The organism is Bacteroides faecium, from assembly GCF_012113595.1.
Lineage (GTDB): Bacteria > Bacteroidota > Bacteroidia > Bacteroidales > Bacteroidaceae > Bacteroides > Bacteroides faecium.
In genome coordinates this window covers 2,935,805-2,947,313 of record NZ_CP050831.1, presented here as the reverse complement: position 1 = coordinate 2,947,313, position 11,509 = coordinate 2,935,805, and the positions used below count along the sequence as shown (strand labels likewise).

Annotated in this window: 8 protein-coding genes; all 8 read right to left on the bottom strand. The window is 47.1% G+C overall.

The genetic code is table 11. From position 1 onward, the window contains the following. Positions 1-60: 60 nt before the first annotated feature. The 8 genes from BacF7301_RS10465 to BacF7301_RS10430 all read right to left on the bottom strand — a co-directional run bounded on the left by BacF7301_RS10465 (position 61) and on the right by BacF7301_RS10430 (position 11,490). Entirely contained in the window at positions 61-1,713 is a 1,653-nt protein-coding gene (locus BacF7301_RS10465; RefSeq protein WP_245208435.1) for a GxGYxYP domain-containing protein, read from the bottom strand. A 34-nt stretch (positions 1,714-1,747) separates the two neighbouring features. Then, positions 1,748-2,614 carry a hypothetical protein gene (locus BacF7301_RS10460; RefSeq protein WP_167959397.1) on the bottom strand — a complete coding sequence of 289 codons (867 nt, stop codon included), beginning with the start codon at positions 2,612-2,614 and terminating at the stop codon, positions 1,748-1,750. A 56-nt stretch (positions 2,615-2,670) separates the two neighbouring features. Further along, positions 2,671-4,947, bottom strand: coding sequence for a GH92 family glycosyl hydrolase (locus BacF7301_RS10455; RefSeq protein ID WP_167962553.1), 2,277 nt, complete (start codon positions 4,945-4,947; stop codon positions 2,671-2,673). Positions 4,948-4,974: 27 nt separating this feature from the next. Beyond that, positions 4,975-5,670 carry an SGNH/GDSL hydrolase family protein gene (locus BacF7301_RS10450; protein ID WP_167962551.1) on the bottom strand — a complete coding sequence of 232 codons (696 nt, stop codon included), beginning with the start codon at positions 5,668-5,670 and terminating at the stop codon, positions 4,975-4,977. Positions 5,671-5,678: 8 nt separating this feature from the next. Then, the gene (locus BacF7301_RS10445) at positions 5,679-7,136 is read right to left on the bottom strand and encodes an FAD-dependent oxidoreductase (protein WP_044653449.1); all 1,458 of its coding nucleotides are present in this window, start codon (positions 7,134-7,136) and stop codon (positions 5,679-5,681) included. 10 nt (positions 7,137-7,146) lie between these two features. Continuing rightward, complete coding sequence (locus BacF7301_RS10440) at positions 7,147-8,565, bottom strand: FAD-dependent oxidoreductase (RefSeq protein ID WP_022139118.1); 1,419 nt, start codon at positions 8,563-8,565, stop codon at positions 7,147-7,149. Between the two features lie 23 nt (positions 8,566-8,588). Then, on the bottom strand, positions 8,589-10,310 hold the full coding sequence (locus BacF7301_RS10435) for a GxGYxYP domain-containing protein (RefSeq protein ID WP_167962549.1): 1,722 nt from the start codon (positions 10,308-10,310) through the stop codon (positions 8,589-8,591). Between the two features lie 157 nt (positions 10,311-10,467). Then, positions 10,468-11,490, bottom strand: a complete 1,023-nt coding sequence (locus BacF7301_RS10430) for an alpha/beta hydrolase (protein ID WP_167962547.1) — start codon at positions 11,488-11,490, stop codon at positions 10,468-10,470. Between the last annotated feature and the right edge of the window lie 19 nt (positions 11,491-11,509).

Here is an 11,509-nt window from a genome sequence, read left to right as displayed (position 1 = left end):
AGGGTTAATCCGTGGATTAACATCCTCAAAAAAGCATTAACCGCTATGATAAAAGAGGGATTAACCTCTATTGCCTTTCACATTCTTCCTGATAAGTTCGAGGAACTGTTCCGTATTCACCAATACTACATTTTCGTTTAATAAGTTTTTAAATGCAAGCATATCTTCCACCGTGTAACTGGACGGAGCATTGACGTGTACCACAATTGCCGAATAGGCATCTATACTGTTAATGTCACGCGGAGCCGAGTTCAAAGCCGCAGCGATGGTTTCGGGAGTATGAGGTTCCGTAAACTTATCATCATTCTTCATGAAATAGCGGAACGAAACGACCGGAACATCTCCTGCAAAGAAATAAGCGCCCTGCCATTTGGCATATCCCAGATAGTTCATATACAAGAATCCTTTCATATCGGGCAAGTTGCCGGTATGCCGCTTCATAAACGTTTCATACGAACCGGCATACGAACCGGTGAATAGTTCCGCATCGTCCATCAGTACCATATACTGCATTCCGCAATCTTTCAACATTCCATTCGTCATGCGGAAATAGTCGGCTACAAACTCATGATGAGACGGGAATGTATAACCCGCACCGGACAATGCCCCGACATAACAGTTGGTTGCCGGCAGATTTTTCTGATACCAGTTGTGCACCGGAACCATATTGGTGCGCAGAGTCGGGGGATACATCCAGGTAAGCGGAATCTCATGTGCACGCGGATGCGAGATATAGGTATTCCGGGAAAACAAATCGAGCATATAGGACGTATTGTCTCCGTCACTGAATACGATCGTGGCATAATGCACGCCTGTTCGTGCCGGGACTTCCACAAGCGAAGCCGGTCGGTCATACGGTTTCAACTGTTTGGACGACAGGATGGAAAGGCTCATGGTGTTAATACCCGGCACTGTATATACTCCATTATGTTCGCATCCGAACCGCACATCCATGCGTTCAAGATTATAGGGTACTCCCCAACCGTAATGAGGCGAATTGGGTTTCAACATATAATAAAGCTTTTGCAACACAGCACCGTCACTTTTGGCATTGCTACACCAGGGATATCGGTTCGCTATGGCAAAATCGACCATTGTCCACGGGAAAGAAGCATTGTTCACAATCGCATTCAGGTTGAATTGTGAAGAATGTTGTTTTATATAGTCGGCCAGCCAAGCCTCATCCTTACCTCTCACGTCGGCCAGTTTCTGCAGACTGTTATAAGGAGCTTTAGAGGCCAGATCCGTTGTCAGTATCACAGCATCAAGCACTCCTGCAAGGCTTGCAGCAATGTATGTTTTCTCCAATTTATCATCCACCAATACATACCCTTTCGCTCTGTTCAGGAACAAAGAAGTTATCTCCGACAGGCTTTTCTTCGTAAAGGTATAACCGGAGGCTTTCATTTCGTTCATCCATTTGGCGTATGCTTGACCGGAGTGAAGAAAGATTTCGGGACTGTTGCGATTCACAAGTCCGGCAAGCGAAGCCAGATAGAGCAGTTCTTCATAATTGCTGTTCCCCACTTCGGCACGCGTGATTTCAATCAAATCCCAGTTTTCAACCAAAGAAGGTTCTTCGGATCCTTCTCCCGGCTCTTTGGTCGGTTCTTCTGTCAGTGCCGATTCCGTATCAGCCGCGTCAGCCGGGCTGTGGCAACCTACCAAACAAAAGAAGAAGATGACGATCATCACGATACATGATGTTTTCATTGTATACATAGTTTCCAATTATAGTAATCAATGTTTAATTGTTATCTTTCGACGATGGTTTTAACTTCGAATTCCGGATAAACTTCCACAAGCCATTATAATATGCATCGCCCATATCTTCTAAAACTTCAATTTTATTCTCAATGCCCAGTTCCTGATACTTCCGGTATACTTTCCATCCATATTTGGGATGATGGATTTCCTCGGCGGGATGTGTGGACTGGTTGTATTTGTAAGTCAACCGGACATAAGGAGAAGCGTTCGTTATCGGCAAAATAATATCTGGGGAAGTTCCTGCCGGATAAGGCAAGGCCTCGGCAAACCAACCACCTTTGACCAACTCCGGATTCTCATGAATAAATCTCCAGGAAACAATGGAACCACGAGAACCGCCACCCACATAAAGGCTGTCGAGATTCAGTAGATACTCATCCGCATGTTCCTTCATCCAAGCATATACAAGTTTCATATCGGCTTCGCAGGTCTTGATGTGGGTGTTCGTCTCTACCTGATTGACCGATTCCCAACTGACCACTGCAATGCCGCGTTTCAACAAGGGTTCCAGAATATCTGTCGATACTTGTTCCGCCAGTTGAGGATGATTCACCGGGTCCCAGCTATTGGTATGCGCCCAGAGATAAACAGGACACTTGCGGGAAAGACCGGTGGTAAAAACCACCAGATATTGCCGGGGATCATCGTTAGCATAGTTCACACGTAATTGCTCACGTATTCCCGGAGTGACTATTAAATCATCGTCTTCGGGTGATTCCGGTTCCGGCTTCTCTCCCTGCCCTTGTTCTTTTCCCTGTTCCGTTCCCTGATCCTGCTCTCCCTGTTTTTCGCAAGAGCAGAAAACCGCCAATAAGACAATTCCCATGATATAAATAAAGCTTTTCATTTTCATAGTATTCAATTATAGTGTTCAATTAATATATGAAACGATCAGTCACCTGATTATTTCTGTTGGCCGGACATTGAATAAGGAGCATCTTGAGGCATTATACCACGCTTTTTGTTGGGCTTATCCCCCATCTTAAAGTTCAAGCTACCGCCTTTTATCAAATCATCATGTTTCAGGTAGTTACGGGTATAATCTTTCCCGTTCATCATCATTCGCTGTATATAGCGATTATTCTTATTGTTGTTTTCTGCTTGTATAGTTATCTTGTTCCCGTTCTCCAATGTAATGACAGCTTTGCGAACCAAAGGAGCTCCGACCACATATTGTCCGCTTCCGGGACATACCGGATAAAAGCCCAGGGCAGAGAATACGTACCAGGCCGAAGTCTGTCCGTTGTCCTCGTCTCCGCAATATCCGTCGGGAGTAGGTTTATACATCCGGTTCATCACTTCGCGTAGCCAATACTGGGTTTTCCAGGGTTCCTGCGCATAGTTATACAGATAAATCATGTGCTGGATGGGCTGGTTGCCATGCGCATAGTTGCCCATATCCATAATCTGCATTTCACGAATTTCGTGTATCACGAAGCCATAATAGCTGTCGTCAAACACCGGCGGCAAGGAAAACACAGAATCCAACATACCGGTAAAGGATTTCTTGCCATCCATCAAATGAATGAGTCCCTCCACGTCATGAAACACAGACCAGGAGTAATGCCAACTGTTTCCCTCCGTAAACGCATCTCCCCACTTGAATGGATTGAATGGAGCCTGGAATGTTCCGTCTTCATTCTTTCCGCGCATCAACTTATGAGAAGCATCGTACAGGTTCTTGTAGTTCATGCTACGCTGGCGATATAACTCCTGTTCTGCTTGGGGACGATCCAACAATTTAGCAATCTGCCAGATGCACCAGTCATTGTATGCATATTCCAGCGTGCGGGCTGCATTTTCTTTGATGCCTACGTTGTAAGGAATGTAGCCCAGTTTGTTATAATATTCATAACCCAGACGTCCTGTCGAAGTACTGGTAGGATGCTCACTATTGGCACTTTTCACCATTGCGTCGTACAATCCCGACCATAAATTCTTCGGCGTCACACCCTTCAGTATGCCATCGGCTACCACGGAAGCCGAGTTGTTACCCACCATGCAATCACGATGTCCCGGTGAAGCCCATTCCGGCAGGAATCCGCTTTCTTTGTACGTATTCAGCAATCCCTCCTGCATCTGTTGATTGACGGACGGATACACCAGATTCAGCAACGGGAACAAACAACGGAATGTATCCCAGAAGCCTGTATCGGTAAACATGTATCCGGGCAATACTTTGCCGTTGTAAGGGCTATAGTGGACCGGCTTTCCGGCTGAATCCATTTCGAAGAACATACGGGGGAAAAGTACGGAACGGTAAAGACATGAATAGAACACCTGTTTCTGATCTTCGTCGGCATCAATAGCAATGCGTCCCAATACATCATTCCATTTTTTCTCTCCATCGTCTTTCAGTTGTTCCAGACTTCTGCCGCCTAGTTCTTTCAGGTTCAACTCGGCTTGCTCGAAGCTGATGAAAGAGGAAGCCACCCGTGCTTGTACCTGTTCTCCCCGTTGAGTGGAAAAGCGAACAACAGCACCTACATGATTGCTTTCCAGCTCTTGTCCGGCAACGGTTTTTCCATTGTTCCACACGGAGAATGAAACGGGTTGCTTATCGAAGTGAATCACAAAATAGTTCTTGAAATTATCCGGTACGCCACCACTATTGCGGGTGGTATATCCTATAATCTTATTCTCTTCGGGAACGACACGTATATACGATCCCTTGTCGAACGCATCAATCACCACAGCAGCAGAGTCCGACTGTGGGAACGTGAAACGAAAGTGCACCGCCCGCTCGGTAGGAACCAACTCTGTTCTAATATCATAGTCGGCCAAGTATACACCATAATAATAAGGCGTCACCGTCTCGGCTTTGTGAGAGAACCAGCTTGCCCGTTCTTCTTCGTTTATTTTATTCCCAATGACAGGCATGAGTGAAAACTGCCCGTAATCGTTAATCCACGGACTGGGTTGATGGGTCTGTTTGAAGCCTCGAATCTGGTACTGGTCATATTTATACTGCCAGCCATCTCCCATCTTTCCGGTCTGTGGTACCCAGAAATTCATGCCCCATGGCATGGCCACTGCCGGATATGTGTTGCCGGCAGAGAGTTTAAAATCGGACAGGGTTCCCATCAACGGATTCACATAATCGACCGGTGCTTTTTCGGCCCAGACCACACTTACCTGCAAAAGACAGGCAACAATCCACATATTCTTTAATTTACGCATCTGTATAGGATGTTTTCAACTGATGAATCACTTCTTTGTACTGTCACGTCCCAATATCGCCTCCCACATCATCGGTACAAGAATTTCTTGAGCTGCTTTGCGAGTAGGCAAAATACCGTCACGCTGATATGGTTTTAATGCTTCTTCTCCTCCGGCATCGTAGATTTTGTTAAACTCTACCGAATAATCGACCAGAATGATACCTTTCTTTTTGGCAGCTTCGCGGCATGAAGCATTGAATGCTGCCAGTTCGGGACGAGTCTCCGCCGATTGTCCCAACGGACGTTCGGAAAGAATATACAATACAATGGTGGCATCGGGATTCTGCGCCCGCAGATTGTCAACCATGTATTCCGCACACTTTCCCGAATACCAAGGAGCATTGTTGAAACGAGTCACAGCATCATTCTCCGAAAAGCCGAATATCAGCAAATCGGGTTTGCGGCTCAATACGGAGTCCTTGAAGTTTTCCGTTGCCCAGAAAGAGCCGATTCCTGACTTCGAGCAGTTGTAGAACGTTATCTTTTCGGGGAATCTGCGTTCGAGTCTGGTGCGAAGCTGGTCCACCCAAACCCGGTTGGAGGTATTGATGGCTGCACTGGCACCGTAGAACACAACAGTCTGTTTTTCACCTTTCTTGAGTTTCTTCAGGAAAGTGGTTTGAGCACTAGCTGTGGAGACTATGAAAATTGATACTAATATCACAAGAAATATACGGTTCATACTTATTCTTATTTTTTCCATGGTTTATTATTCACATTCATATTCACATGACGATACCATTCGAACAGACCTTTCTCGTCCAAGCGGTTCTGCAAGCGGCGTACATCGAGATTGCGCACACTCGTCTTCTGTAAAGCCGCCATCGCTGCTGCCGTACCGGCTGCTTCGCCAATGGTTGCACATATCGGTTGCACCCGGTAAGAACTCATTGCCAGACGGGTTCCGCTGATAATGCGTCCGGCTGTCAGCAATCCTTCGGTGTTGACGGGAATCAAGCTGCGGTATGGGATGCCGTAAGGTCCTACGCTGTTCTTTATTTTGGGGTCTACATTCATTCCCCACGGGTCTAACGAGTACCAGGCATCAGCAATCTTATCATCGTGCATCACTCCTTTCAGTACATCATCCACCGTCAACACATATTCTCCTTTGATACGGCGGCACTCTCTGATTCCTATTTTGGGGGCTACATGGGTGACGTATCCAGCCCGGTTGAGGGCTTCGAATTGTGGTTCCAGCTTTTTCATGGCACGGCGATGCGCGTCGGCTACTAATACCGGGTCGGTAGTGTCAGTACACTCTACCGTTGCTCCCCAGTGGAGGTATATGCCGGAATCTATCTTCCGGAATTCCTCTTCCGTCTGCTGGGTTACCCACTTTTCCTGGTCGTGATCGAGTACACCGGTCTTGAATATGTGGCGGGGAAATTCCGCGTCGCTGCGGGTGCGTTGGCTGATGTACATCATGGTACATGGCTGCACTCTGCCGTCGCTCTTTTCAAGTCCGATACTTTCGTTGAAGTCCTTGCGGGCGTCACTGCCGTAGAAGTATTCACAACCGGCTTTGGCTGCCAGAAGTCCGGTACCGGTGGCGTCGATGGTAACCGGTGCGGAGACTTTCTGCAACATCCCTTGACGCATCACGCAGACGCCGGTCACTCTGTTTCTGTTGCCTTTTGTCTCGACCACTGCATCCACAACCGGCGAACCACACATCAACGTGATGTTCTTTTCCGCTTTCATAATGCCGTAAACGACTTGCGCGAATGACGACGGCAACCACCAATGCTGCTTATTATCCCATGCCCATTGTCCGAACGTGCTGCTAGGGGTAATGCTTAGTGAATGTTTCTGGTTCAGTTCGCGCACCATATCGATAAATACACCGACACGGGGTGCACCGCACATATATGTGACATACATATCCACCGGAGCTCCTCCGGGCATCATATCTTCTTCCAGTAAAATTACCTTGGCTCCCTCTCTGGCAGCGGCAACGGCTGCAGGTATACCTGCCGGTCCGGCACCCACTACGATTACATCGCAATGCAATTCGGGCAATTTAAACAGAGATTTATCTTGGGGATTCATCGCTTCATTCGCGGCAAACATGGAGACTCCGGGCAAAGCTGCACCAGCAGCGCCTATTCCCATGTTCTTCAAAAACTGTCTTCTATTCATTGTCATAGTCGTACGCTTATTTCTTTTTTAAACCATCGAAAAGCCCCATTGAGGCAAGTCGGTCTTGTAGTTGTTTGATATCTATGGAACGAAGTCCGGTTTGATTCAAGGCGGACATAGCTGCTGCCGTACCTGCTGCCATTCCGATGTTGGAACAGATAGGCTGCACTCTAAGAGAACTGTGCGCAATGCGTGTCGCACTGATGATACGTCCGGCAGTGAGCAAACCCTCGGTCTTGGTTGGCAGAATACTGCGATAGGGAATGCCATAAGGACCGATATGTTTCATCTCTTCGGGAATTTTCATTCCCCATACATCGAATGAATAGTGTGCGTGGGCTATCACGTCATCATGCATCGTTCCAGCAATGAGATCGTTGGCTGTAAGCACGTACTCGCCTTTGATACGACGCACTTCGCGCACGCCCAGCTTCGGAGCCAGATGCACTGCGTATCCGGCTTCGTGCCAGATTTCGAGGTTTTCCTGCAGACGTTCCAATGCTTCTTGCTGGGCTTGTGCCAGCAACAGAGGATCACGGGTATCCTTGCAATATACAGTCCGTCCCCAGTGCAGATAGATGCCGGCGTCTCTCCGGATCATATCCTCCTTATCGTCAGCTTTCACCCAACGATTCAGGTTATCTTCCACAGCACTGCTGCCTTTCAGTTTATCAATAGGTAGTATGGCATTGCGCTTGATTCTTTCACTAATCAGCATCCAGGTACAGGGCTGCACCTTACCATCGGCCACTTCGATGCCTACGGGCTCGTTGTAATCGCTCTTGGCTTCGCTGCCAAACATATATTCGCATCCTGCCATATCGGCAATCAGTCCGTTGCCGGTGGCATCTATGGTAACTGCCGCATCAATATCCTGATAATCGCCATTACGCATGATGCGCACTCCAGTCACCTGGTTTCTGTTGCCGGAGGTCTTGAGCTTTACTCCTACAACGGGTGCTGCGCACATCAGCGTGATGTTTTCTTCTTTTTCGAGAAGCTGATAAATCACTTCCGCATAAGAGCCGGGCATCCACCAGTGATTCTTTCCGTCACTACCTGTTTTTCCGAACGTCTCACAAGTACGCCCGCCAATAGTGTGTTTTGCATTCAATACCTGAATCATCTCCTGAAACACTCCCACCCTGGGACCACCGCATATAAAGGGAACATACATATCGACCGGGGCTCCACCAGGCATATTATCCTCTTCCAGCAATATTACTTTAGCTCCCTGACGGGCTGCCGCAATGGCAGCAGGTACTCCACCGGGACCGGCTCCGACTACCACCACATCACATTTCAATGTTGGATACTTGGGCTTGGCCTTCTCTACCTTCTCATTGCCCATAGCGGCTACAAATGACGAAGGCAGGACACTCAATGCTGCAATAGCAGACACTTTAGTAATGAAATCTCGTCTGTTAATTTCCATATATGTGTATACTTTAATGTTTTTCAATTAGAATTTATGGCAGAATCTCTATTGACGTGTTTGATTCTTAACCGCCAAAGCAACTCATCTACCGGCACTACCTGTACCTTTTTGTCCAGCAACTGCTTACACCAGTACACAGGAGTCACTCCTCTCGGCGAACGGCTGTTCTGCGGCGCACTGACAATACTGTCTTTCGACTCTTTCTCAAAGCGCGACCAGGCATGAACAATGGTCCACGCTATCTCGCCCTCAGGAATTTTACTCGTCGCATCTTCATTAATTACTGCTGCAATCTGGGAGGGAGTACCGGACTTTTCTTTTTCCTGGTTAGCCCATATCTGTCCGCGTGCGGAAATCACCGGAATATCGTTCCCTTTCCGGTCTTTCACCCAAAACACTTTACCGTATCCGCCATTATAGGGAGAATACTGCACGGCAAGCATTCCGGCTATTCCTTCCAATTCTTCGGCAAAGACACGATATGCATCCAGGGCTTCTTTCGAATCTATCTTATGACAAATGAAACCAAATGCTTTGATACCCATCTTTTGCATGTGCACATTCACGATACGGGCAAAACTCCGCAACAGTCCCTCTCTGTCGGCACGCTTTGAAGCAAAAAGGTCGGGGTAATAGTATCCACCACCATATTCGGCAAGCGATACGTTACGTGGCTGACTGTTCATCAGTACATTAAGCACATCGGGAGCAGCCATTGACAGGTTGACCATACACGTGGTGAATGACATGGGAATCTTGCCATTATGTTCGTTGCTCCAAAAGTCAGGATTATTGATAAAACTCCCCAATGTCCACTGCATATTATCTCCGTCGCTCATCACAAAGGAATGATAAATTGCATCAGATTCCCAATTTATCCGGGCCGGATTAACAGTTTTAATCTTTTTTATTTTTTCATTGCCGGTGATGGAGAGCATGGGCAGATTCATGCACCAGTCGGAAGCTGTATTAATTAATCCCCAGTAGGAACAGGGGGCGATATGCTGAAATTCCGGTCCGCTATTCCAGCCTATCACCGGTGACAAGGGGCGTACCCACTCCAGTATAGTATCCAGCAATTCGTCCACGCCGTAATAAACCATTCCCTTATGGGCAATGGCATAATCACGATTGTTGGCTATCGACGGATTAGTCAGGACGATGAAGTTATTATTCATTCGAGATTTGTGTTCGTCAAACCAAGACTGGGTCAGATTCTCCTTGCTAGCGTCATACAATTTCTTCAAACCGGATGCTTTAGCCTGTTCTTCCAACGTTATATCTACCAGAATTCCTTTCAGGATGCCAGCTTGTGCGGTTGCCAGATTGATGGAGTTGTCTTTCCGGTTATAATCATATAAGATGTAACCTTTTATATAGCCTTGCTTTTGAAAGCGTTTCACGACTTCCCAAGTATTCAGGGCGCCCTGTTCCTTTACTTTGAGGCGTTTCAACCAGGCTTTATAATACAGTTGATAATCCGGTGTACGATTCTCAACCCAAAGTCCCTCGTTGCCGATACCCTCGTTTACAGCTTGCGCAGCAAGTCCGCATAAGGATTGGGCAACATTCATCTCACGAATATCACCAGGCTGGGACAGTGTACATTTCAAGATGTAACCGGGCCTTTTCTGAACAGGCCACCAGTTATCCGGTGAAGAGGAAGCTACTACCGGTGAGATGGTTCCTCCCAGTAGCATTCCTATTAAGAAGAGTGTTTTAATTAGATTTTTCTTTTTCATCGTGGCATTAGTTTATATAGACAAAGATATCCAGGAGCCTATAATATATGGGTTAATTTATAGGTTACCTCCCACTTTTATTTTATTAATCCTACCCGAAAAGGGCTTTTTTTGTGCAAATGTGTTCATATACTAACGAACGGTATCGAAGTTCCGTTCATAGATGAATTTGCAGGAAATGTTCCACTTCATCCATCAGTTTAGGAAACATATCTGTAATTCCGGGATGATTGAATGCATGGGAATAATAGGGATAAAGGTGAAGTTCGACTTCAAGGCCCTGTTTAGCAAGCCAGGAAGCAAAATTAGTGCTTTGCACGTATCCCACAAGAAAATCGCCCAACCCATGTCCGAGAAAAACAGCCGGACTTGAAACCGGAATCATGGACGCGGGTGATATTTCACGTTTGAACTCGGTAGTGTTGGGTGCGAAATAGGGTTTATCGTCACCACCAAACATATTGTAATCGTATACACCGGCAAAACCGACCAACACTTTAGTCCCAGGATCGCGCAATGCGGATACGGCCGACAGATGTGCGCCCGAACTGCCTCCCGCATATCCGTAGCGGATAGTATCTATCCGGTATTCAGCGGCATGCTGAAAGACGTATTGCCGGGCGTAGTTGATATCATCAAAAGCGCGTGCGATGGTGGCACCCGGATGAGTGGACAACGAATGTCCCACCCGCACTCCTGCTATCCCGAGGGAAGCCAAATATTTAGAAATGACTTCCACCCGTTCAGGCGTGCCAGAAGTCCATCCGCCACCGAAGATATGAAAAAGGACCGGAAAGTCGGAACCTGAAGCAGGGAGATCAATATACATTTCCAGATCGTATCCCTCGTGTGAACGGTAGACGAGATGTTTCGTCCGTACCTTTTGCTCGGCAATCTCGAACTTATGGTCGTAAATTGTCTTGCTCCAAGGCACAAAGGCATCTGTGGGAAATTGACCGGCATACAGTTTGGCCAATTGTTTCCGGGGATAGAGATCTATCTGGTCTCCTACCTGATAGAGGCGATTGCCATAGCGGTTGTAGCCAATGTGTTTCCCTACCGGTTTTTCTTGTGCCCGGAGCGGAGGCCATACAGCCAACGACAGAACACACGCCAAAAGCAGCATGAACGGACGGCAAAGGGAACGGCGGAAAGCAATGTCAGAAGAAATATGCATCATGTTCTAATTAGTATTTTAT